Source organism: Pseudoduganella sp. SL102, from assembly GCF_027856995.1.
Classification (GTDB): Bacteria; Pseudomonadota; Gammaproteobacteria; order Burkholderiales; family Burkholderiaceae_D; genus Rugamonas; species Rugamonas albidiflava.
Window position 1 is genome coordinate 968,920 of record NZ_CP115554.1, and the last position, 23,251, is coordinate 992,170.

General features: G+C 63.6%; 22 protein-coding genes. 12 read left to right on the forward strand and 10 right to left on the reverse strand.

The window, feature by feature from the left end:
- Positions 1-21 precede the first annotated feature (21 nt).
- A complete protein-coding gene (locus tag OU994_RS04115) occupies positions 22-567 on the forward strand; it encodes an energy transducer TonB (protein WP_281609730.1) in 546 nt (181 codons plus the stop codon).
- A gap of 88 nt (positions 568-655) precedes the next feature.
- On the opposite strand, the gene OU994_RS04120 is transcribed toward OU994_RS04115, so the two are convergent.
- Positions 656-1,297, reverse strand: coding sequence for a DUF4276 family protein (locus OU994_RS04120; RefSeq protein WP_281609731.1), 642 nt, complete (start codon positions 1,295-1,297; stop codon positions 656-658).
- Positions 1,294-2,394 carry an AAA family ATPase gene (locus OU994_RS04125; RefSeq protein ID WP_281609732.1) on the reverse strand — a complete coding sequence of 367 codons (1,101 nt, stop codon included), beginning with the start codon at positions 2,392-2,394 and terminating at the stop codon, positions 1,294-1,296. The genes OU994_RS04120 and OU994_RS04125 overlap by 4 nt, the downstream gene beginning before the upstream one ends.
- Positions 2,395-2,811: 417 nt before the next feature.
- On the opposite strand from OU994_RS04125, the gene OU994_RS04130 reads away from it, so the two are divergent.
- Complete coding sequence (locus OU994_RS04130) at positions 2,812-3,921, forward strand: TonB family protein (RefSeq protein ID WP_281609733.1); 1,110 nt, start codon at positions 2,812-2,814, stop codon at positions 3,919-3,921.
- Here the strand turns inward: OU994_RS04130 and OU994_RS04135 are convergent.
- Both OU994_RS04135 and OU994_RS04140 read right to left on the reverse strand, forming a co-directional pair.
- Positions 3,896-4,225 carry a YnfA family protein gene (locus tag OU994_RS04135; protein ID WP_131148029.1) on the reverse strand — a complete coding sequence of 110 codons (330 nt, stop codon included), beginning with the start codon at positions 4,223-4,225 and terminating at the stop codon, positions 3,896-3,898. The genes OU994_RS04130 and OU994_RS04135 overlap by 26 nt on opposite strands.
- A 12-nt stretch (positions 4,226-4,237) precedes the next feature.
- On the reverse strand, positions 4,238-6,211 hold the full coding sequence (locus tag OU994_RS04140; RefSeq protein ID WP_281609734.1) for a monovalent cation:proton antiporter family protein: 1,974 nt from the start codon (positions 6,209-6,211) through the stop codon (positions 4,238-4,240).
- 110 nt (positions 6,212-6,321) lie between these two features.
- Here OU994_RS04140 and OU994_RS04145 point away from each other — a divergent pair, with 110 nt between their 5' ends.
- The 9 genes from OU994_RS04145 (at position 6,322) to OU994_RS04185 (ending at position 14,398) form a co-directional block, all read left to right on the forward strand.
- Positions 6,322-7,344 (forward strand): SIS domain-containing protein, encoded by a 1,023-nt coding sequence (locus tag OU994_RS04145; RefSeq protein WP_373922546.1) that lies wholly within the window; start codon positions 6,322-6,324, stop codon positions 7,342-7,344.
- Complete coding sequence (locus OU994_RS04150; protein WP_281609736.1) at positions 7,344-7,883, forward strand: HAD family hydrolase; 540 nt, start codon at positions 7,344-7,346, stop codon at positions 7,881-7,883. Before OU994_RS04145 ends, OU994_RS04150 begins: the two co-directional genes overlap by 1 nt.
- Before the next feature lie 239 nt (positions 7,884-8,122).
- The gene (lptC, locus tag OU994_RS04155; protein ID WP_281609737.1) at positions 8,123-8,716 is read left to right on the forward strand and encodes an LPS export ABC transporter periplasmic protein LptC; all 594 of its coding nucleotides are present in this window, start codon (positions 8,123-8,125) and stop codon (positions 8,714-8,716) included.
- A gap of 40 nt (positions 8,717-8,756) precedes the next feature.
- Complete coding sequence (gene lptA / locus OU994_RS04160; protein ID WP_131149361.1) at positions 8,757-9,347, forward strand: lipopolysaccharide transport periplasmic protein LptA; 591 nt, start codon at positions 8,757-8,759, stop codon at positions 9,345-9,347.
- Positions 9,348-10,109, forward strand: a complete 762-nt coding sequence (lptB, locus tag OU994_RS04165; RefSeq protein WP_131148025.1) for an LPS export ABC transporter ATP-binding protein — start codon at positions 9,348-9,350, stop codon at positions 10,107-10,109.
- Between the two features lie 38 nt (positions 10,110-10,147).
- Positions 10,148-11,623, forward strand: a complete 1,476-nt coding sequence (locus tag OU994_RS04170) for an RNA polymerase factor sigma-54 (RefSeq protein WP_281609738.1) — start codon at positions 10,148-10,150, stop codon at positions 11,621-11,623.
- Between the two features lie 140 nt (positions 11,624-11,763).
- On the forward strand, positions 11,764-12,120 hold the full coding sequence (gene hpf, locus OU994_RS04175) for a ribosome hibernation-promoting factor, HPF/YfiA family (RefSeq protein ID WP_131148023.1): 357 nt from the start codon (positions 11,764-11,766) through the stop codon (positions 12,118-12,120).
- Between the two features lie 171 nt (positions 12,121-12,291).
- The gene (locus OU994_RS04180; protein WP_281609739.1) at positions 12,292-13,374 is read left to right on the forward strand and encodes an enoyl-CoA hydratase/isomerase family protein; all 1,083 of its coding nucleotides are present in this window, start codon (positions 12,292-12,294) and stop codon (positions 13,372-13,374) included.
- A 7-nt stretch (positions 13,375-13,381) separates the two neighbouring features.
- Positions 13,382-14,398 (forward strand): amidohydrolase family protein, encoded by a 1,017-nt coding sequence (locus tag OU994_RS04185; RefSeq protein WP_281609740.1) that lies wholly within the window; start codon positions 13,382-13,384, stop codon positions 14,396-14,398.
- Positions 14,399-14,951: 553 nt separating this feature from the next.
- Here OU994_RS04185 and rapZ read toward each other — a convergent pair.
- The 6 genes from rapZ to ilvA all read right to left on the reverse strand — a co-directional run bounded on the left by rapZ (position 14,952) and on the right by ilvA (position 22,211).
- A complete protein-coding gene (gene rapZ / locus OU994_RS04190; RefSeq protein WP_131148020.1) occupies positions 14,952-15,815 on the reverse strand; it encodes an RNase adapter RapZ in 864 nt (287 codons plus the stop codon).
- Between the two features lie 40 nt (positions 15,816-15,855).
- On the reverse strand, positions 15,856-17,109 hold the full coding sequence (locus OU994_RS04195) for a sodium:proton antiporter (RefSeq protein WP_281609741.1): 1,254 nt from the start codon (positions 17,107-17,109) through the stop codon (positions 15,856-15,858).
- 714 nt (positions 17,110-17,823) lie between these two features.
- Positions 17,824-18,759: an HPr(Ser) kinase/phosphatase gene (gene hprK, locus OU994_RS04200; protein ID WP_131148018.1), complete on the reverse strand. Its 936-nt coding sequence runs from the start codon at positions 18,757-18,759 to the stop codon at positions 17,824-17,826.
- Between the two features lie 35 nt (positions 18,760-18,794).
- Entirely contained in the window at positions 18,795-19,277 is a 483-nt protein-coding gene (locus OU994_RS04205) for a PTS sugar transporter subunit IIA (protein WP_131148017.1), read from the reverse strand.
- A 317-nt stretch (positions 19,278-19,594) separates the two neighbouring features.
- Positions 19,595-20,428 (reverse strand): NADPH-dependent 7-cyano-7-deazaguanine reductase QueF, encoded by an 834-nt coding sequence (gene queF / locus OU994_RS04210; RefSeq protein WP_281609742.1) that lies wholly within the window; start codon positions 20,426-20,428, stop codon positions 19,595-19,597.
- A 250-nt stretch (positions 20,429-20,678) separates the two neighbouring features.
- Positions 20,679-22,211, reverse strand: a complete 1,533-nt coding sequence (gene ilvA / locus OU994_RS04215; RefSeq protein ID WP_281611573.1) for a threonine ammonia-lyase, biosynthetic — start codon at positions 22,209-22,211, stop codon at positions 20,679-20,681.
- Between the two features lie 328 nt (positions 22,212-22,539).
- On the opposite strand from ilvA, the gene OU994_RS04220 reads away from it, so the two are divergent.
- Complete coding sequence (locus OU994_RS04220) at positions 22,540-23,034, forward strand: YqaA family protein (RefSeq protein WP_131148015.1); 495 nt, start codon at positions 22,540-22,542, stop codon at positions 23,032-23,034.
- Positions 23,035-23,251 lie beyond the last annotated feature (217 nt).

Sequence of the window (23,251 nt, forward strand, 5' to 3'; positions counted from 1 at the left end):
ACGATGTTGCGAGAGTACTCAATGACGGCATTTTCAACCCTGCCGCGGCTGCCCGGCGCCCTGGCCACCCTAGCCACCTTTACTGCCCTGGCCACGATGAGCGCTGCGCCCGCGCTGGCCGAACCGGTGAGAACGGCCGCCGTCGCCGATTTCAGAACCTGCGCCAGGCCCGTATGGCCCAAGGAGGCCGTGCAGAATAAACAGCAGGGCACCGTCACGCTGTCATTCCTGATCAGCGACAGCGGTGCCGTCACCGATTCGAAGGTGACACGGTCGAGCAGCTTCCCCTTGCTCGATGTCGCGGCGCTCGAAGGCATCATGAAATGCCGGTTCCGTCCGTCCACCGTGGACGGCAAGCCCATCCCGGCCTGGGTCCAGATGCAGTATGTGTGGACGCTGGACCCCGCAGCGTCGAAGCCGGACGGATTCGTGTACCGCAAGGCCGCCGCGGCGGGCGACAATAACGCCCGGGAAGGCCTGGCACGCCTGTACGAACAGGGACTCGGGGTTCCGCAGGACAAGGCGGCCACGATTGCGCTGCGCAAGACGGCTGCGTCGACGCCGTAGCAGCGGGCCTGCCTGAAGAAACTTCAAGGGCTGCCAGCAGCAGGGCAGTCAGGCCCGATTTTCGAGTGCTGGAGCAGTGGTCTGCTTGTCAAAGCGCTTCAACGGCGAGCAGCCAGGCATGGAAATGCGGACATGCCGCGCGGATCGTGTCGAGGCCGATGTCGCATGCGATCAAGGGGCCATGGAACGTTTTCTGATACGCCGGGAAGGCAGAAATAATTCGTTTCGAGGGTGCCGTATGCGGGCTGTCATTGATATCCTCCGGTGTCGCAAAATGCTTCCTGACATCGGTCAATTCGTCGACCACTTTCCTGGCGACCCAATCGGCGAAACGCTCCGGATCACTGAAGAGGAGCGCCTCATATTCGTGAACGACTATGTTCGGCACGAAATTCGCCAAGGCGATATCCAGGCCGAGTTGCGCTTCCAAGTAGCGCGCCTTCTCGAGACCTGACGGGAGATGTCGAGCCGCCTCATGTCCGGGGAAATCGTTGGGGAGAGCATAGAGATCGAACATTGTCGTCACGCGGGATGTTGGATCTTCCTTGCACTTGCGCTGCAGTTGCGGCCGCACTTTCGCGTAGCTGACCATTCCTCCTTTATGCCCACGGCTGGTGCTGACGATGATCGGAATCAGGTACCTGCCCGTGTGGGCAAAGTGAGGAGCCAGCAGTTCTGTCACGAATGCCTCTTCCGTTTGACCTTCCACCATGACATAAATCCGTGTCATCGGCTCGGCCTCCCTCCGAGGATGTTTTTGTTCCAGAGCTCTCCCAGGGTATATTCCTGCAGCCACTCTTCCAACGCCGTGCTGTCGAGCCGCCGGAAGGTTGATGCGCCCTGGCGCTTCTCGACCACGATCAGATCTTCGGCGTCGAACTCATTCAACAGTTCCACGGATTGCGTGGAAATGATCAACTGGTGGGATTCGGACGCCGCTCTCATCAGCCCCCCCAGTACGGTTACCGCAAATGGATGCAGACCAAGTTCCGGCTCGTCGATCAATATTGCCGCGGGCATCAGTTCATCGGGTTGCAGGAGCACGGTAGCAAGACACACGAAGCGCAGCGTGCCATCCGACAGCGCACTTGCTGTGAATGGCACATCCTGTCCCGCTTCGGTCCATTCAAGCTGGATTTTCTCTGCATTGTCGACGGTAGGGCGCAAATGAAAGTCCCCAAAAAACGGCGCAACGAGCTGGATTGATTTCACGATGCGCCGATAGTGGGTCTCATGATTCGTCTTCAAGCGATACAGGAAGGCTGCAAGGTTGCGGGCATCCTCGCGCAGGTATTCGTTATCGTTGATCCCATGTATCTGCTTCACAGTGGCGGTACTGCTGGTGTCGTGGAAATGATAAAGCCGCCAGCTTCGCATTGCTGGAACCACGTGACCGTAAATCTGTGTGCGACGTTTCATGCCATGGACGTACGTCTCGAAATGACCTGAGCCGGGGCGATAATCTCCGTGCATGTTCCACCATAGAGCCTCATGCGAGAACACCAGCCGATTGTCCATCGTTGGCTTCCAACGAAATTTGTAGCCGTTATTGCCGAAATAAAGCTCGGCACAAAGTTCCTCGGTCTGCTTTCGACCGAAACGCAATATTGTGTCGGGGCCGCCAGCCATTGCGACTGCCATTTGCAGCTGCTCGTCGAGAATCTTGCCGATCAAGCGAAAGAAGCCGATAAAATTCGATTTACCGGCTCCATTGGCACCGATGAGCACATTCAACCTTCCAAGCGTGATATCGCAAGCTTCTATTGATTTGTAGCCTTGCAGTACCAACCTCTCCAGTTGATCCCAATTATTGACTTGCTTGATCATTGGTGCCCCGAATAAGGCCTGATTTGTCGATGAGAGGTCGTGCCATCCCCTGGATGCCGATCCTGCGTTCGGATTGTAAAGCAAGCCAGGGTCGATAGGCAGTGGGGACTGAACGTGGCGTTCCTGCCGCTACCCGAGCGGCAAGAACGCAATGACGGCCGTGCCGTCCACCGCCAGCGTGGCGCCGAGCACATCCCAGCGGACCAGCGCAGTGCCGTCGCTTACCAAGATCGCCTACTCCAATACCGTGTCCGCGCCGTCAGGGCCACCCGGATACGGCGCGCGCTCTCGTCCCAATTGGCCATGATATCCAAAGCTATTGATTTGCAAGTAAAAAAGGGTCTTCTGGGCAGGCCCCGCCGGCGCTAATATGGCGTTCGTCGCCAACCGCAGCACCGAGCCATGCACGGAGAATCCATGCGCCAGACCCGCCTCGCCCGCACGTCCCTGTCCTCATCCCTGTTGCTCGTCACCACGGCACTGTGCGCCACGTCCGCACTGGCCGCCACCACGCCGGCCGTCGTGGATTTCCGCACCTGCGCGAAACCGGAGTGGCCGAAGGAGGCCTTGCGCAAGGAACAGCAGGGCAAGGTCACGCTGGCTTACCTGATCGATGAAAGCGGCGCCGTGACCGATTCGAAGATCGTCCAGTCCAGCGGCTTTCCGATGCTGGACATGGCAGCGCGCGACGGCATCATCAAATGCCGCTTCACGCCGTCGACGCGGGAAGGCAAGCCGCAGGCGGCCTGGATGAAGATGCAGTACGTGTGGACGCTGCAGAGGACGGCGACCGACCCGGCGGTATTGGCGGAGCGCTTCGAGGCCGACCGCGAGGCGGCGGAGGCCGGCGATGCCGCGGCCGCTTTCCGGGTGGCGCAACGTTACCTCTCTTCCACGGGCGGCTCCCGCGACCCCGAAAAGGGCACCTGGTGGCTGCGCAAGGCGGCCGATGGCGGCAACGCCGAGGCGACGGAATTGCTGGCGTGGATGCTGTTCCAGGGCATCGACCTGGCGCAGGACAAGGAAGATGCGGTGCGCTGGATCGAACAGGCCGCGGAGCAGGGCAGCGCCAATGCGCAGGCGATCCTGGGCATGCTGCTGCTCAGCGGGAATGGCGTCACGCGCGACGAGGCCGCGGGCGAGGAGTGGCTGGTCAAGGCAGCGCAGCAGGAGTACCCGCAGGCGCAGGCGCAACTTGCGGCGCTGCGCATGCGGCGCGGCAGCGTGGATGCCGACACCATCGCGATGCTCGAGCGTGCGGCGGGGCGCAACGATCCGCTGGCCCGCGTGGTCCTGGCACGCTGCTACCAGCAGGGCACCGGCGTCGGGCAGGACCAGGCCAAGGCCTTCGCACTGTACGCCAGGGCGGCGGCCAGCGGCAACGCCGAAGCGCGGCGCGCGCTGGCGGACCTGTATGACAAGGGCATCGGCCTGCCGGAAGACAGGCTGGCCGCCGCCATGGTGCTCGGGCGTTCCGGCGCAGCGAAGGCTGGCCGCGAGGCTAGCCGCGCGGCTGCAGGGCAATGACGGCCATGCCGCCCAGCGCGAGGGCGGCACCCAGTCCATCCCAGCGGGTCAGCGCGATGCCGTCGACAAACCGCAGCCACAAGAGCGCCACGGCGATGTACATGCCCCCATATGCCGCGTAGGTGCGCCCGGCGGCCGTGGGGTGCAAGGTGAGCAGCCAGGCAAACAGCGCCAGGGAAGCGGCGGCCGGGATCAGCAGCCACGCCGAACGGCCATTCTTCAGCACCAGCCAGGGCAGGTAGCAGCCGGCGATCTCGGCCAGCGCAGTGACGGCGAACAGCAGCGACAGGCGCAGCATCTCCATGCCAGCCGCGCCCTATCCGAGCAGGATGTGTTCGGCGCGCGCCACCGCCTGCGCATTGCCGCGCAGGACCACCACGTCGCCCGCTTCCAGCACCATGTCCGCGCCGGCGTCGAGCCGCTCGCGGCCGCGCCGGATCGCCATCACTTCGGCGCCTTCGACATCGAGTTCGCCCACCGTGCGGCCCACGCAGTTCGACGCATCCGTCAGCGTCACCGTGTGCAGGCGCGCCGTTTCGGCATCGTCGCCGACGTCGCTGATGCCGTGGAAGTAGCCGCGCAGCGAGGCGTAGCGTTCCTCGCGCGCGGCCTGCACGCGGTGCACCCCCTTGCGCAGCGGCACGCCGAGCATGACCAGCGCGTGCGAGGCCAGCATCAGGCTGCCCTCCATCAGTTCCGGCACCACCTCGGCGGCGCCGGCCGCCTTCAGGCGATCGAGGTCGGAGTCGTCGTGGCTGCGCACGATCACCGGCAGCGTGGGCGCCATCTCGTGCACCAGGTGCAGCACCTTCAGCGCCGATGGCGTGCTGGCATAGGTGATCACCAGCGCGCTGGCGCGGTAGATGCCGGCCGCCACCAGGCTTTCGCGCCGCGCCGCATCGCCATACGACACGCTGGCGCCCGCTGAACGGGCTTCCTGCACGCGGGTGGGATCGAGGTCGAGCGCGTGATAGGCAATGCCTTCTTCCTGCAGCAGCGTGGCCAGGCTCTGGCCGCTGCGGCCGAAGCCGGCCACGATCACGTGCTGTTGCGTGGCCATCGTGCGCGCCGCGATCTGGGTGAGGTTCAGCGATTGCATCATCCATTCGTTGCTGGAGAATTTCAGCACCAGCTTGTCCGATTGCTCGATCAGGAACGGCGCGGCCAGCATCGACAGCACCATCGACGCCAGCACCACCTGGATCACGAAGGGATCGACCAGCTCCATGCCGCCGGCCACGTTCAGCAGCACGAAGCCGAATTCGCCGGCCTGCGCCAGGGCCAGGCCGGTGCGCATCGACACGCCGTCGGAAGAGCCGAACAGTTTCGCCAGGCCGGCGATCAGGGCGAACTTCAGCAGCACGGGGAAGACCAGCAGCGCCAGCACGAGCCACCAGTTGTCCAGCACCACGCGCACGTTCAGCAGCATGCCGATGGTGATGAAGAACAGGCCGAGCAGCACGTCGCGGAACGGCTTGATGTCTTCTTCCACCTGGTGCTTGTATTCGGTCTCGGAAATCAGCATGCCGGCCACGAAGGCGCCCAGCGCCATCGACAGGCCGGCGCGCTCGGTGATCCAGGCCGCGCCCAGCGTCACCAGCAGCAGGTTCAGCATGAACAGCTCCTGCGAGCGGCGCTTGACCACCACGGTGAACCAGCCCCGCATCAGCTTCTGGCCGAAGAACAGCAGCAGCACCAGCACCAGCACGGCCTTCAGGGCCGCCCAGCCCAGCGTGACGAGCAAGTTGTCGGGGTCCTTGGCCAGCGCCGGGATCATGATCAGCAGCGGCACCACGGCGATATCCTGGAACAGCAGGATGCCGATGATCTTGCGGCCGTGTTCCGATTCCAGTTCCAGCCGCTCGGTGAGCATCTTGACGACGATGGCGGTGGAGGACATGGCCAGCGCGCCGCCCAGCGCGAAGGCCGCCTGCCAGGAGATGTGGATCGACGGCGGCAGCGCGCGCGCGATCACCCAGCCAAAGGCGATGGTGGCGATGATGGTAAGCCCCACCTGGGCCATGCCCAGCCCGAACACGTCGCTGCGCATCGATTTGAGCTTCGGCAGCGAGAATTCGAGGCCGATCGAGAACATCAGGAAGACCACGCCGAATTCGGCCAGCGCGTGGGTGGCATGGCTTTCCTCGGCCAGCCCCAGCGCGTTCGGGCCGATCAGGATGCCCACGGCCAGGTAGCCGAGCATGGGCGGCAGGTGCAGCATGCGGAAGGCGACCACGCCCAGCACCGCGCTGCCCAGCAGCAGGAGTGTCAGTTCAAGGGGGGAGAACACGGACGTGCTCCGGGAATGGCCGGTGGTGGAAGAGCGAAATGCTACGGTCGGGGGGAGTTTGTAACATCTGGCAAGTTTTTTGCTTTCCCAATTCGGCTATACTTTCGGCCATGAGTGTAACCCATGAAAAAACAATGCTGAAAGCTTTTGATGCAACGACCGCACGCCGCGCGCTGGAGCTGGCGCGCGAAGCCCTGCAAATCGAGGCGGATGCGCTGATCGCGCTGCATGCCCGCCTGGCAACGGATGAGAGCGTTGGGAAAGCCGTCTCGCTGCTGCTGAACTGCAAGGGACGCGTGGTTGTGTCCGGCATCGGCAAGTCCGGCCACATCGGGCGCAAGATCGCCGCCACGCTGGCTTCCACCGGCACCCCGGCGCTGTTCGTGCATCCGGCCGAGGCGGCGCATGGCGACCTGGGCATGGTGACGCCGGACGACGCGTTCATCGCCATCTCGTATTCCGGTGAAAGCAGCGAGCTGATGGCCATCCTGCCGGTGGTCAAGCGCATGGGCGGCACGGTGATCTCGATGACGGGCAAGCCGGAGTCGAGCCTGGCGAAACTGGCGGACGTGCACCTGGACGTTTCCGTGGCGAAGGAAGCCTGCCCGATGAACCTGGCACCGACGGCGTCGACCACCGTCACGCTGGCGCTGGGCGATGCGATCGCCGTGGCGCTGCTGGACCTGCGCGGCTTCAAGGAAGAGGACTTTGCCCGCTCGCATCCGGGCGGCGCGCTGGGCCGCCGCCTGCTGACGCACGTGCGCGATGTCATGCGCCAGGGCGATGCGATCCCCGCCGTGGCGGCCGATACCCGTTTGCCGGATGCGCTGATGCAGATCACGCAGAAGGGCATGGGCATGACGGCCGTGGTCGATGCACAATACCGGCCGGTGGGCGTGTTCACCGACGGCGACCTGCGCCGCATGATCGACAAGGTGCAGGATTTCGGCAAGGTCGTCATCGGCGACGTGATGCATGCCGATCCGCGTACCATCGGGCCGGAAAAACTGGCCGTCGACGCGGTGGCCATCATGGAAGAGTACCGCATCAACCAGATGCTGGTGGTCGACGACGATGGCAAGCTGGTCGGCGCGCTGCACATCCATGACCTGACCCGCGCAAAGGTGATCTGATGAGTATTCCTGTCGACGTGGCCAACCTCGAACGGGCCGCGAAGGTCAAGCTGTTCATTTTCGATGTCGACGGCGTGCTGACCGATGGCGGCCTGCACTACGGTGCCGAGGGGGAGGCGTTCAAGACCTTCAACGTGCAGGATGGCCTGGGCATCAAGCTGCTGCAGGAGTCGGGTGTGCTGACGGGGATCATCAGCGCGCGGCGTTCGCCGCAGGTGGCGGCCCGCGCCAGGGACCTGGCGATCGAGTTCGTGCACCAGGGTGGCCACGACAAGCTCACGCCGTTCAAGGCGCTGCTGGACCAGCTGAACCTTACCGAGGAGCAGGTGGCCTTCATCGGCGACGACGTGGTCGACATCCCGATCCTGTCGCGCGCCGGTTTCGCGGTGGCGGTGCCGAATGCGCGGCCGGAAGTGCTGTCGCGGGTCCATCACGTGACCGAACACCGCGGCGGCCACGGCGCGGTGCGCGAGATCTGCGAATTCGTGATGCGCGCCCAGGGCAGCTACGACCGCGTGATGGCCCAGTTTCTCGGGTGAGAAGTGAGGCAGGGGATACGGGCCCGGGAAGCGCAATGTCGTTCGGGTAAGCCCACCCCAGGTGCAAATTCCGGGGTCAGACCCGGCGGGTCTGACCCCGGCCCTTCGCTGTTGGGGTGAATGCATGCGCTTTCGATGAGTCAGGTACGCTTGATCCAACGGCGGTGGGGCAGAGAAGCAGGCCTTGAAGACGGGCCTGCAAGACGGACATGAAATGACAGGAAGATAACGGAGAAGCCATGCGCAACCAGCGAACCGCACACCGCTACCGGCTGTCGATCGGCATGATACTCGCGCTGCTCGGCGCGCTGGGCTCGTTCTGGCTGCTCGAGCTGATGAACCGGGCCGGCGAGGACATGGCCGCCGGCATCAAGGTCGACGAGCCGGACAACATCGTCGAGCGCTTTTCCTACGTGCGCATGACGGAAACCGGCCAGCCCAGCTACATCGTTTCGGGCGACAGGCTGACGCACCGTCCGTCCGACGACTCGTCGGAGATCGACAATCCGGTGGTGCGCAGCCTGTCGGGCGACAAGCCGCCGATGGATATCCGCGCCCGGCATGCCCGGGTCGACCAGGACAACACACGCGTCACGCTGACGAAGGACGTGGACATCCACCGTGCCGCGTCGCCCACCACGCGCGACATGCACATGGTTACCGAGAAGCTGGTCATCTACCCGGAGGAAGACCGCATGGAAACCGACCTGCCGGTGCGCATGGAAAGCGGCGGCGCCACCGCCACCGGCATCGGCATGCAGGCCAACAATGCCACGCGCCAGGTGCAACTGGGCCGCGGCACCATCGTGTATCCGCCGCGGGCGCGGCAATGAACAAACGAACATCGAGACGAACAGCGTACAGGAATCGAAGATGAAGAAACTCATGATGGCGGCCCTCGTGCTGCTGGGCGCGGCGGGCTATGCCGCCGCCGAGAAGGCCGATTCGTACAAGCCTACCGAGATCAATTACGGCCGCCTCGACGCGGACGACGTCAAGCAGGTGTACACCTTCACCGGCGACGTGACGCTGACGCGCGGCACGCTGCGGATGAAGGCCGACAAGGCCGTGGTCACCTATTCGCCGGAGGGCTACCAGCTGGCCACGCTGACCGGCGGCGGCAAGAAGGTCGCGTTCCGCCAGAAGCGCGACGGCGAGGGCGACCAGTGGATGGAAGGCGAGGCCGACCGCATCGAATACGATGAAAAGGCCGAGCTGGTGAAGATGTATTCGAAGGCCAAGATCCGTCGCCTGGAAGGCAACAAGCCGAGCGACGAGGTGGAGGGCGAATTCATTTCCTACGACAGCCGCCGCGAGTTCTTCAGCGTGCGCAATACCAGCACCGGGGCCGACAAGCCGGGTGCCGGCCGCGGCACGATGGTGATCCAGCCCAAGCGCACCGCGCCGCCGAGCCCGGCGCCTTCCGCCACCCAATCGCCGGCCGCGCCGGCAGCGGGGAATTAAATGGCGCAGGCGCAGGAAAATTGCAGCAGCACGCTGATCGTGCGCGGCCTGCAAAAGAGCTATGGCAAGCGCCAGGTGGTGCATGACGTGTCGTTGCAGGTGGCATGCGGCGAAGTGGTCGGCCTGCTGGGGCCGAACGGTGCCGGCAAGACCACGTCGTTCTACATGATCGTGGGCCTGGTGGCGTCCGATGCCGGCACCATCGACCTCGATGGCACCGACATTTCCACCCTGCCGATCCACAAGCGTGCCACCCTCGGCCTGTCGTACCTGCCGCAGGAGGCGTCGGTGTTCCGCAAGCTGACCGTGGAAGAAAACATCCGTGCCGTGCTGGAGATCCAGAAGGTAAACGGCAAGGCGCTCACCAGGGCGGAGATCGACGAGCGGCTGAACGCGCTGCTGGCCGACCTGCAGATCGAGAAGCTGCGCGAGAACACGGCGCTGTCGCTGTCCGGCGGTGAACGGCGCCGGGTGGAGATCGCCCGCGCGCTGGCAACCAATCCCCGCTTCGTGCTGCTGGACGAGCCGTTTGCCGGCGTCGACCCGATCGCCGTGATCGAGATCCAGCGCATCGTGCGTTTCCTGAAGGAGCGCAGCATCGGCGTATTGATCACGGATCACAACGTGCGGGAAACGCTGGGCATCTGCGACCGGGCGTATATCATCAACCAGGGCAGTGTGCTGGCTTCCGGCCGGCCCGACGACATCATCGCCGACGAGTCCGTACGTCGTGTCTATCTGGGTGAACATTTCCGCATGTGAGCGGCCTTGACCAGACCTCAACCAGCTCCTAATCAGCCATGAAACAGTCCTTGCAACTGCGCACTTCCCAGCACCTCGCGCTGACGCCGCAACTGCAGCAGTCGATCCGGCTGCTGCAATTGTCCACGCTGGAGCTGCACCAGGAACTGGAACAGCTGCTGACCGATAACCCGCTGCTGGAGCGGCTCGACGATCCTCTCGACCGCTCGGTGCGCTTGCTGGCCGATGGCGCGATCAACACGACGCAAGGGGCCGGCGAGGCGCCACCGGAAGGCGGGCCGCCGCAGGATGCGCCCGCCGCGCCGGAACCCGAGCCGTTCGATGGCGGCGAGGGCGTAGGCCTCGATGCCGGCACCGGCGATACCGACTGGAGCAGCGCCGGCAGCGGCAAGGGGCCGGACGACGACGATGCCCGCCCCCAGCTGGAAGCCAGCCACCGCAGCCTGCGCGAGCACCTGATGGAGCAGATGCGCGTGACCGTGCTGGAGGCGCGCGACCGGGGCCTGGTGGAACTGATCATCGATGCGCTCGACGATAACGGCTACCTCGAGGAAAGCCTGGAAGAGATCCACGAGCGCATGCCGGAAGAGCTGGAAATCGAGATCGGAGAATTGCGCACCGCGCTCAACCTGCTGCAGAGCTTCGACCCGCCGGGCATTGGCGCGCGCAACGCTTCCGAGTGCCTGGCGCTGCAGATCCGGCGCATGCCCGGCGTGCCGCTGGTAACGCGGCGCATGGCGCTGTGCATCGTTGAAAAACACTTGCAGTGGTTTGCCCAGCGCGACTTCAACAAGCTCAAGAAGGCGCTCGACTGCGACGACGAAGACCTGCGTGAAGCACAGGCCGTGATCCGCCAATGCAACCCGCATCCGGGCGCCGCCTTCGCGGCCGACGTGTCAGACTACGTGGTACCGGATGTGGTGGTAAAGCGGGGGCGCAACGGCTGGATCGTCACGTTGAACAACGACGTGATGCCCCGCCTGCGTGTCAATGCGCTGTACGCCAGCCTGCTCAAGCAGGGCAAGGGCGAGACGCAGATGAATGCACAGCTGCAAGAAGCAAAGTGGCTGATCAAGAATATGCGCCAGCGCTTCGACACGATCCTCCGCGTGGCCCAGGCCATCGTCGAACGGCAGAAGAACTTTTTCTCGCATGGCGCGGTGGCAATGAGACCCCTTGTGTTGCGTGAAATAGCTGATACACTGGGTCTACACGAGAGTACTATCTCTCGGGTAACAACTCAAAAATATATGCTGACGCCGCATGGCATGTTTGAGTTGAAGTACTTTTTTGGCAGCCACGTTGCAACCGAAGCTGGCGGGGAAGCATCCTCGACTGCGATCCGGGCGCTGATCGTGCAATTCACAGGAGCCGAAGACCCGAAGAACCCTTTATCCGACAGTAAGATTGCGGACATGCTGGGTGAACAAGGCATGGTGATTGCGCGACGCACTGTTGCCAAATATCGCGAAGCATTGAAAATCCCCCCGGTCAGCCTCCGCAAATCGCTATAGCAGTTCGTTGCAAGCGCATTTGCAAACCCCTTTGCAAGCCCTTGCGGCAAATCCTGGTAGTGCTTGGGTTCCTCTGCGCCGCCTTGCCTGTTTTGGCGGATAACGCACGAACCTGTTATATCTTCTTTAGGAGTGTGTGTATGAATCTGACCATCAGTGGACACCATATCGACGTTACCCCTGCCATTCGCGAGTATGTGCAGAACAAGCTGGAACGCGTTAGACGCCATTTCGATCAGCTGATCGATGTAAGTGTGATCCTGAGTGTAGATAATCTCACCGAGAAAGAGAAAAGACAGAAAGCCGAAATTAATCTGCGCATGTCGGGCAAGACCGTATTCGTTGAAAGCGTCGCCCAGGATCTGTATGCGGCCATCGATACGCTGATCGACAAGCTGGACCGCCAGGTCATGAAGCACAAGGATAAAGTGCAGAACCACAACCACGAAACCATCAAGCACCTGAGCGAGGCCGAGATCCCCGCATCGCCCGCATAACGACGGACGCAGGGCGCGGTGGCAGAACTGCTCCAGTTCTGCTACCGCTGCAACCGCTACAACAGAAGGGCGCGCGATGCGCCCTTTGTTACGTCCGGGTCCAAGGTTTACGCCACACACGCCGCATCCATGGCTAGAATGAGGCCAATAACGACAACGATGCGAGACACCATGACCGACCACGTCCATACCAAGGTGCGTAACGGCACCGGCTTCATCACGCTCGACCGGCCCAGGACATTGAACTCGCTGTCACTCGACATGATCCGGGCGATCACCGGCGCGTTGCTGGCCTGGCGCGACGACGATGACATCGCGGCCGTAGTCATCCGCAGCAGCACCGACAAGGCGCTGTGCGCCGGCGGCGACATCCGCTTCTTCCATGCCGCCGGCCGTGCCACTCCGCAGGGCGGCAGCGCCCAGGTCGAGGATTTCTTCACCGAGGAATATGCGCTGAACTACCTGGTGCACTGCTTCCCGAAGCCGTACGTGGCCATGATGGATGGCGTGGTGATGGGCGGCGGCATGGGCATTGCGCAGGGCGGCCCGCAATGCGGCGTGCGCGTGGTAACCGACCGCACCCGGCTGGCGATGCCCGAGGTGAACATCGGGCTGTTCCCGGACGTGGGCGGCAGTTATTTCCTGTCGCGCGCGCCCGGCAAGCTGGGCCTTTATCTCGCGCTGACGGCGCTGGCGATCGGCGCCGCCGATGCGCTGTACTGCGGGCTGGCCGACCATTATGTTCCTGCCGCCGAGCTGCCGCTGCTGGCCGACCTGGTCGGCTCCACGGCGGGTGCCGGGCTGCGCGAAGCGGTCGCCATGTTCGCCCGGCCGCTGCGCGGCGAGGCGGGGCCGTCGGAGCTGCAGGCGCACCGTGCGCTGATCGACGACCATTTCGCGCACCGCTCGGTGGCCGGCATCGTTGCTTCGCTGCGCCGCGACGATCATCCGTTCGCGCAGAACGCACTGGCCGCGATCGCGCGGCGTTCCCCGTTGATGCAGTGCGTGACAGCCGAGATGCTGCGGCGTGGCGCCACGATGGGGATCGCCGATTGCCTGCGCATGGAGCGCAACCTGGTGCGCCGTGCGTTCGAACATGGCGAAGTCATCGAAGGCGTGCGTGCGCTGGCGATCGACAAGGACCATGCGCCCCGCTGGAATCCGCCATCGCTCGAGGAGGTAAGCGATGACACCGTGGCCCGCTTCTTCGAGCCCGCATGGCCCGCATGGGCCCATCCGTTGCGCCACCTGTGAGCCTGCCATGAAACGCCGTGATTTCCTTGCTTTGCCTGCCGCCGCCGCCACTGTGCTTGCGCTGCCCGCATGGGCCCATGATGCACCGGTTGCCGCACCGCAGGCCGTGGCGCCGCCGGCGGACGCTCCGCTGGTGGACCACCACCAGCACCTGTTCAGCCCGGCGATGGCGCGGCTGCTCGATACCGGCGCCGGCGGGCCTTCGGTGATCACGGCGAAGGATCTGGTTGCGCTGCTCGATACCGCCGGCATCCGGCGTGCCGTGCTGCTGTCCGTCGCCTATGTATGGGGAAGCCCGGCGCGCAAGATCGAGGACGAGCTTGCGAAGGTGCGCGCCGAGAACGACTTCAATGGCGCCCAGGCCGCGCTGTATCCTGGCCGGCTGCTGGCTTTCTGCAGCATCAACCCGCTGAAGGACTATGCGCTGGAAGAACTGGAGCGCTGCGCCGCGCTGCCCGACCTGAAGCATGGCTTGAAACTGCATTTCGGGAATTCGGACGTGCAGCTGGAGTTGCCAGAACACGTGGCGCGGCTGCGGCAGGTATTCGCCGCGGCGAATGCGAAAAAAATGGCGATCGCCGTGCACATGCGGGCGTCCATTTCCAAGCGCCGTCCGTACGGCGCCGCGCAGGCGCGCATTTTCCTCGAGCAGCTGTTGCCTGCCGCGCCGGACGTGACGGTGCAGGTCGCGCACCTGGCCGGTACCGGCCCCGGCTACGGCGATCCGCCGTCCGATGAAGCGCTGGGCGTGCTGGCCGACGCCGTGGCAGCGCGCGATCCCCGCACGAAACGCCTGTGGTTCGACGCTGCCACGATGACCAATCCGGAGATCACCCCGCCCCAGCGGGAACAGCTGGCGAAGCGCATCCGGCAGATCGGCACCGAGCGGATCCTGTTCGGCTCGGATGCGGCCGCCGGCAAGAACCTGCGGCCGCGCGAAAGCTGGGCCGCGTTCCGGCAACTGCCGCTATCGGAGGCGGAATTCAAGCGGATCGCGGGGAACGTGGCGCCGTATATGCGGTGATTGTTTTTGTGTGCGCCTGCAAGCGCACACTCCTTCGGGTCGCCTGACTTAGTGCTGTTCTCGGTGGCGAAACAGGGAATTCGCGGAATGTATTCCGCGCCTGTGTAGCGGTGTGCGCTTGCAAGCGCACACTCCTTCGCATCGCCTGACTTAGTGTTGCTCGCGATGGCGAAACAGGGAATTCGCGGAATGTATTCCGCGCCTGTGTAGCGGTGTGCGCTTGCAAGCGCACACTCCTTCGCATCGCCTGACTTAGTGTTGCTCGCGATGGCGAAACAGGGAATTCGCGGAATGTATTCCGCGCCTGTGTAGCGGTGTGCGCTTGCAAGCGCACACTCCTTCGCATCGCCTGACTTAGTGTTGCTCGCGATGGCGAAACAGGGAATTCGCGGAATGTATTCCGCGCCTGTGTAGCGGTGTGCGCTTGCAAGCGCACACTCCTTCGCATCGCCTGACTTAGTGTTGCTCGCGATGGCGAAACAGGGAATTCGCGGAATGTATTCCGCGCCTGTGTAGCGGTGTGCGCTTGCAAGCGCACACTCCTTCGCATCGCCTAATGCTGTTCGCGATGCCGCAGCACCACACGCTCGCTCGCATTGAAATGCCGTGCAAGGCGCTCGGCCATGTAGACGGAGCGGTGCTGGCCGCCGGTGCAGCCGATGGCCACCGTCAGGTAGCTGCGGTTGTCCGTCTTGAATGCGGGCAGCCATTTTTCGATGAACCCGCGGATGTCGCCGAACATTTCCTCGGCGCTCGGCTGTGCATCGAGGAAGGCGATCACGGGCGCGTCGCGGCCGTTCAGCGGGCGCAGCGACAGGTCGTAATACGGGTTGGGAATCGCGCGCACGTCGAATACGAAGTCCGCGTCCTGCGGCACGCCCACCTTGAAGGCGAACGATTCGAAGAACAGTGTCAGCGGCGCATTCTCGCTTTCGACCAGCTCCTTGATCCAGGCGCGCAGCTTGTTGGCGGAAATTTCCGACGTGTCGATCACGTGGCCCAGCTGCTCGATCGCGGACAGGCGCTCGCGCTCCTCGCCGATGCATTCGATCAGCGTGCGGCGCGCGGCCGGATTCTTGCCCGGATGGAGTTCGTGCGACAGCGGGTGGCTGCGGCGGGTTTCCGAGAAGCGGGCCACCAGCGAATGGGTGCTCGCCGTGAGGAACATGATCTTCACGTCGTGCCCCAGTTCGCGCAGCTTGCGCACGTCGCCCGGCAGGCTGGAGAGCGAGGCCGCGCTGCGGGCGTCGACGGCCACGGCCAGCGCCGCGGTGCCATCCTCGGCCAGCGTGGCAACGAGGTTTGCCAGCAGGGCTGGCGGCAGGTTATCTACACAGTAATAGCCGGTGTCTTCGAGGACGTTCAGGGCCACCGATTTGCCCGAGCCGGAAATGCCGGTAATGAGGACGATGCGCATGGGCGCATGATACCTTAAAACGGCAGGGGGACGGACGGTCTCAGCGCCGCCAGAAACGATCGAGCAGCGGCGTCACGCTGGTACCGTGGACAACGATCGACAGCATGATGACAGCGACCGTAATGCTGATCAGGCTGCGCGCCAGCGGCTCCGGCAAGCCATGGGTGATCGCATACATCAGGTAATACAGCGAGCCGATGCCGCGCACGCCGAACCAGGCGATGATGACGCGTGTCCGCGTGCTGCCACGGCCGAGTGTGAGCAGCACGCTGGCGGGGCGCGCCACCGCGAACAGGAACAGCGCGGTGGCCCAGCCGCGCCAGTCGTCGAGCCAGTACACGGCGGCACCGCCCAGCAGCAGGACCAGGGTCAGTTCCGACAGCCGCTCAAGGTGTTCCTTGAACAGCAGCGAATTGGCGGAAATGGTGTCCTGCACGGGTTCGACGCCATTTTCGGTGATGATCGCCTTGCCGCAGCGCGCCGCCAGCGTCAGCTCGGTCTGGCGCAGTGCCACGCCGGCCGCGAACACGGCAAGGAAGCCCCATGCCTGCACCGAGACGGTCAATCCATATGACACGGCGATCAGGCCCAGGCCCATCAGGTCATCCAGCACTTCGTGCTGCGGCCGGTAGCGGCGCAACGCATGGCTCAGCCGCGCGAGGCCGGACCCGCACGCGCAACCGATCGCGATGCCGCCGATGGTGCCCCACAGCAGCTCCATGCCAAGCCAGTGCAGGCCATGCGGTCCCAGGTCATGCAAGCCGAGCAGGCCCAGCCCCAGCATCACGAACGGGAAGGCGCTGCCATCGTTCATGCCGGCCTCGGAGCTGAGCGCAAAGCGCACCGGATCCTTGTCGCCGGCATGGCGCAGCTGCACGTCGCTCGCCAGCACCGGATCGGTGGGCGCCAGTATCGCACCGAGCAAAATGCCGGCGCCGAGCGGCAAGTCCAGCACGTAATACGCGAACAGGGTCATCAGCAAGACCGATATCGCCATCGCCAGCCAGGCCAGGCGAATCGACGGCAGCCAGCGCGGGATCGTCACGGGGACGGGCATCTTGATGCCTGCCGAGAACAGCGAGATCAGCACGGCCACTTCCGTCAGGACTTCGAGCAGCGGCGCTTCCGCGAGCGGATCGAAGGACAGGATGCCCAGGCCGAGCGGCCCCACCACCAGGCCAACGGCGAGGTAGATCATCGCGGACGTGAAAGGGAGATGAGCGATCGGCGTTCCCCACAATCCGCGCGCCAGCATCAGGCAGCCGATCAGGAGGAACCACTGGAAGGTCGGCATGGAGGAGTACCAGGACTGCGAGGCCCGATCTTACCGGCTCACGGCCCAGCGTGGCGCCAGCGACAGTGGAGCAGGAGTGGAGCAGGGGTTTCGCAGAGCACTGCTCTGTGCCTGCGGAACGCTGTGGCCATGCATGGCCACAGCTTCACCGAGCCTGCCCGGTGCTGCGGAACGGTGCTGCCTTGCAAGGCAGCACTCCTTGGCAGCACTGCAATGAGTGGCGACCTCAGTCGCCGCTCATTGCCTGCCGCTGGTGGAGCAGGGGTTTCGCAGAGCACTGCTCTGTGCCTGCGGAACGGTGCACGCTTGCAAGCGTGCACTCCCTGGCAACGTTGCAATGAAGGGGACTTCAGTCCCCGCTCATTGCCTGCCGTTGGTGGAGCAGGAATTCACCGAGCCTGCTCGGTGCTGCGAAACGGTGCTGCCTTGCAAGGCAGCACTCCTTGGCAGCACTGCAATGAGCGGCGACCTCAGTCGCCGCTCATTGCTTGACGCTGGTGGAGCAGGGGTTTCGCAGAGCACTGCTCTGTGCCTGCGGAACGGTGCACGCTTGCAAGCGTGCACTCCCTGGCAACGTTGCAATGAAGGGGACTTCAGTCCCCGCTCATTGCCTGCCGTTGGTGGAGCAGGAATTCACCGAGCCTGCTCGGTGCTGCGAAACGGTGCTGCCTTGCAAGGCAGCACTCCTTGGCAGCACTGCAATGAGCGGCGACCTCAGTCGCCGCTCATTGCTTGACGCTGCCGCTCCATGAACTCCTGCAGCGTATCGATGCCGCGCAATTGCAGGATGGTGTTGCGTACGGCCGCTTCCAGCAGCACCGCGATGTTGCGGCCGGCGGCAACCGGGATCACGACCTTGCGGATCGGCAGGCCCAGCACGTCCTCGGTGGGGAACTGGAAGGGCAGGCGCTCGACTTCTTCCTCGAGGGCCGAGCGGCGCACCAGGTGGACGATCAGCTTCAGGCGCATCTTGCGGCGCACCGCCGTCTCGCCGAAGATCGCCTTGATGTCCAGCAAGCCCAGCCCGCGTACTTCGAGCAGGTTCTGCAGCAGGGGCGGGCAGCGGCCCTCGATCATGTTCGGTGCGATGCGGGAGAATTCGACGGCATCGTCCGCCACCAGGCCATGGCTGCGGGAAATCAGTTCCAGGCCCAGCTCGCTCTTGCCCAGGCCGGAATCGCCGGTGATCAGCACGCCTACGCCGAGCACGTCCATGAATACGCCGTGCATGATGATGCGTTGCGCCAGCTTCTTCGACAGGTACACGCGCAGGAAGTCGATCACCTGGGCGGCCGGCAGCGGCGTGGAAAACAGCGGGATGTTCTTTTCGTCGCAGATCGCCAGGATGTCCGGCGGCGTTTCCAGCCCTTGCGCCACGATCAGCGCGGGCGGCCCGCCGGCGATCAGCTCGCCGATGACATGGGCGCGCGTGAGCGCCTTCAGCCGGTGGTAATAGTTGATTTCCTGGTGGCCGAACACCTGGATGCGGCCCGGGTGGATCGTGTTCAGGTGGCCCACCTGGTCGGCGGCCGAGGCGGCGTCGCCGGAGATCGTGCGTTCGCCGCCGGGAAAGCCGGCGAACCAGCCCAGTTGCAAAGTTTCCCGATTGTCGTCGTACAGGCGTTGAATCGTCAGGGGATTTTGCAGCATGGGCTTTTTTTATTGGGGAAGAGGCCGCGGCCCGTTCAGCCGGCGGCCTGCAAGCTGGGCTGCCAGTTCACGATGCGGCGATGCACGGACTGGGGATCGGGATCGGTGGAGAGCGCTTGACGGAACCCGTCGTCCGAAAACATTTCAGCGATCTCGGACAGGATTTCCAGGTGCTGCTGGGTCACATGATCGGGGATCAGCAGGAAGAACAGCAGGTTCACGGGCTTGCCATCCGGCGACTCGAAGGGAATCGGTTCGGCCAGCCGCACAAAGGCCGCCAGCGGGGACTTCAGGCTCTTCGCGCCCTTGACCCTGCCGTGCGGCACGGCCACGCCATGGCCGAGGCCGGTAGAACCCAGCCGTTCGCGGGCAAACAGGTTGTCCGAAACGGTCGAGCGGGCAATCCCGCAGTTGTTCTCGAAAATCAAGCCTGCTTGCTCGAAAGCGCGCTTCTTGCTGGAAACTTCCAGGTCTAGCTGAACGTTCTCGGGCGAAAGGATTTTACTCAGGTTGTTCATAACGCGACGTAATTGGTGCGGCGCACAAAGGTGGCTGGCGAGCAGAATTATAGGCCTGTTTGTCCGCCGTGTAACCCGAAATTGCTCGGTCCGGCAACGGCGCCTCGTTACCGGCCAGCTTGCCATGCACGCATTGAAAAGTATCTGGAATAGCAAGCAATGCGCGTGGCGCTATTTCCACGTCAAAACAATGTCGAGCGCCGACATTTCACTCGCATGAATCCGCATTCACCGATTATTGCGCGTTTCCGGTGAACGTGCCGCGAGCATCCTGAAGCTGAGCATACTCTCAATATGGATGCTTTGCGCTGTCTCAATTATTGTCTTGCGTTGCGTAAATTCGATGGCCGGCCGCCCTTGGTGAAGTTGCTGCGCCAGGGATTGATGTCGAGGCCGCCACGGCGCGTGTACCGCGCATACACGGTCAGATGCGCAGGCTGGCACTCGCGCAGGATGTCGACGAAGATCCGCTCCACGCACTGTTCATGGAACTCGTTGTGCTCGCGAAAGCCGATCAGGTATTTCAACAGGCTTTCCTGGTCGATCTGCGGGCCGGAATAGCTGATCTGCACGCTGCCCCAGTCGGGCTGTCCGGTCACCAGGCAATTCGACTTGAGCAGGTGCGAGACCAGCACTTCCTCGACCGGCAATTCCTCGAAGTTGGCCGTCAGGATCGATGGCTGCGGCGAGTAGTTGTCCACCTCGATATCCAGGCGGTCCAGCAGCAGGCCCTCCAGCTCGCCCATCTGCAGCTTGCCGAAATCCTCCTGCATCGTCAGCACCACGTGCACGTTCGCGCCGGTGGCGGCGGACAGGTCCTGCTGCAGCAGGTCGCGCAGCGCCTCCGGGCCGCCCAGCCGGGTCTGGTTGAACGAATTCAGGTACAGCTTGAACGATTTCGACTCGATGATGTTCGGCGAATCGGCCGGCACCGTGATCCGCGCCACCGCCACCTGCGGCTTGCCGCGCATGTTCAGCCACGACAGTTCATAGGCGTTCCAGATGTCGACACCGAAGAACGGCAGCGTGCCTGTCAGGCCGAGCTCGTCACGCTTGCCGATGCGCGGGATCGGAAACAGCAGTTCCGGCGCGTAATCGGTGCGGTAAGCGGAGTTCTTGCCGAGGGGAGAATGTTCGGGGGAGTTCGACATGGCGGGCCTTCTGGAACGGGACAGCCTGCCATGGTAGCGTAAAACGGGTACCGGCAACAGGCCCGGTCAGGTTCGGTGGCAGGCTCCATCTCTGGAAACATTTCCCGGAAATTGGTGCCTGTCACCGTTTTTCAGCCACCCAACATCAAGGACGGACCCCGATGCCGCTCAGGTGAGGAGAATTGGCCCTCGAGGCAGCGCTTGAGCCGTTGGTGTCCGACACCAGGCCGACACCGCTGTTCGTCCCTGTTTACAGGAACAGCTTGTAGACCGGGTTCTGCGTTTCGTCCCAGTACCGGTAGCCGAGGGTAGCGAGGAACTTTGCGAATTCATCCATTTCTTCCGACGGCACCTGCAGGCCGATCAGGATGCGGCCCACGTCGCCGCCCTGCGAGCGGTAATGGCACAGCGAGATGTTCCAGTTCGGCGCCATGCTGTCCAGGAAGCGCATCAGCGCGCCCGGGCGCTCGGGGAATTCAAAGCGGTACAGCAACTCATCCCGCGCCAGCGTGCTCTTGCCGCCGACCAGGTGGCGCAGGTGGGACTTGGCCAGTTCGTCGTGCGTCAGGTCCAGCGTGCGGAAATCGTGCTCCTCGAAGCGCCGTGCCAGCGCGCTCGATTCGCCGCGGTCGGCGATCTGGATGCCGACGAACACATGGGCCTGGTCCTGGTCGCTGATCCGGTAGTTGAATTCCGTGACGTTGCGCGGGCCGATCAGTTCGCAGAAGCGCTTGAAGCTGCCGCGCTGTTCGGCCATTGTCACGGCGAACACGGCTTCGCGGAACTCGCCCAGCTCGGCGCGCTCGGCCACGAAGCGCAGCCGGTCGAAGTTCATGTTCGCGCCGGAGGTGACCGTGATCAGCGTTTCATTCCGGATCGGATTCTTGGTCAGCTCGGCGCGCTCGATATACGCCTTGGCACCGGCCACGGCCAGCGCGCCGGACGGTTCCAGGATCGAACGGGTATCCGTGAACACATCCTTGATCGCGGCGCAGATCGCATCCGTATCGACGATGATCACATCGTCCACGTACAGCTGCGCGAGCCGGAAGGTTTCCTCGCCGACCAGGCGCACCGCGGTGCCGTCCGCGAACAGGCCCACGTCCGGCAGGGTCACGCGTTCACCGGCCTTGAGGCTGCGCGCCATCGCATCGGCATCCATCGTTTCCACGCCGATGATCTTGATGTCGGGGCGGATCTGCTTGATGTACGCGGCCACGCCGGAGATCAGGCCGCCGCCGCCGATCGCGATGAAGACCGCATGGATCGGGCCGGAGTGCTGGCGCAGGATTTCCATGCCGATGGTGCCCTGGCCGGCAATCACGTCCGGATCGTCGAACGGGTGCACGAACGTCAGCTTCTGTTCCTTCTCCAGCGTGAGCGCGTACTGGTAGGCATCGGTATAGGACTCGCCGTGCAGCACCACTTCCACGTTGTCGCCGCCGCGCGCCTTGACCGAGTCCACCTTCAGCAGCGGCGTGGTGGTGGGCATCACGATCACGGCGCGGCAGCCCATGCGCGCGGCCGACAGGGCCACGCCTTGCGCGTGGTTGCCGGCGGAAGCGCAGATCACGCCGCGCTTGAGCTGGGTTTCCGACAGGTGCGCCATCTTGTTGTAGGCGCCGCGAATCTTGAAGCTGAATACGTCCTGGATATCCTCGCGCTTGAAGTAAATGCGGTTCTGGCAGCGCTGGGACAGGTTCGGCGCCAGTTCCAGCGGCGTTTCGTGGGCGACGTCGTAGACGCGCGCGGTGAGGATCTTCTTCAGGTAGTCGGTAGTCATGGTCGGCAAACAGTTGAATCCAGGCGGATGGCGGATGCGAATCGCTCAAGACCCGGTTGGCGGTAGCCAGGGAAATGCGCGAGCAGTGCGCGAAGGAGGGCAGGGGTGCGCGGGGATGGTGCGCGCCTGCTCATTCGTGCGGGGTTGACAGGTGTCGGATCATTATAATGGGAAGCTTGCGCTACCCGCCAAATCTTCACCGTGCCTGGTCGAGATGGCCGGCATGTCCGAATCTGCATGAGCGAATTTGCAAGAGTCAACAACATGAACCAGCATGAGCCAACAGCATGAGCCAACCCGCATGCGCCACCCGCATGACTGAAAATGCATGATTGAAAATGCCATTGCCTGGCTGCTGGCCTTCCTGGCCGCGCCGGAAGTGGGGTTGACGTCGGTTTTCATCATCTCCTTTGTTTCCGCGACCCTCGTCCCCCTCGGCTCCGAACCGGCCGTCTTCGCTGTCTGCAAGGCCAATCCCGAACTGTTCTGGCCCGCGATCCTCGTGGCCACCTGCGGCAACACGCTGGGCGGCATCGTCGATTACTGGATGGGGTATTACGCCAAGGCGGCGTTCGCGAAAGAGCGCGAGAGCCGCTGGTTCGCCTGGCTGTCGCACTACGGCGCCAAGACGATGCTGCTATCGTGGGTGCCCGCCATCGGCGATCCGCTGTGCACGCTGGGCGGATGGCTGAAGTTGCCGTTCTGGCCCGCCGTCGGCTACATGGCGATCGGCAAGTTCGCCCGCTACCTGACGATGACGGCGGCGCTGTTGTACATTCCCGATGGTTTCTGGCGTTCGCTGGTCCACATGCTGGGCGGCTGAAAACGCTGCACTTTATTTTGCTCGACCGGAATCGGCGCACTTTTTTGGCATTTTCGCACGCCAAAGCTGCATGGATTTTGACGATCAACGCAGCTGGCCAAATATTATTCTGTCACTTGACGTTCACGTAACCCGGCAAAAAATAGGGGTGTTGGGGCGTGGTGCGCCGCAATAAGCTAAAATGGACCCCTTAGTGACCATCTCCAGCGTCTTCTGT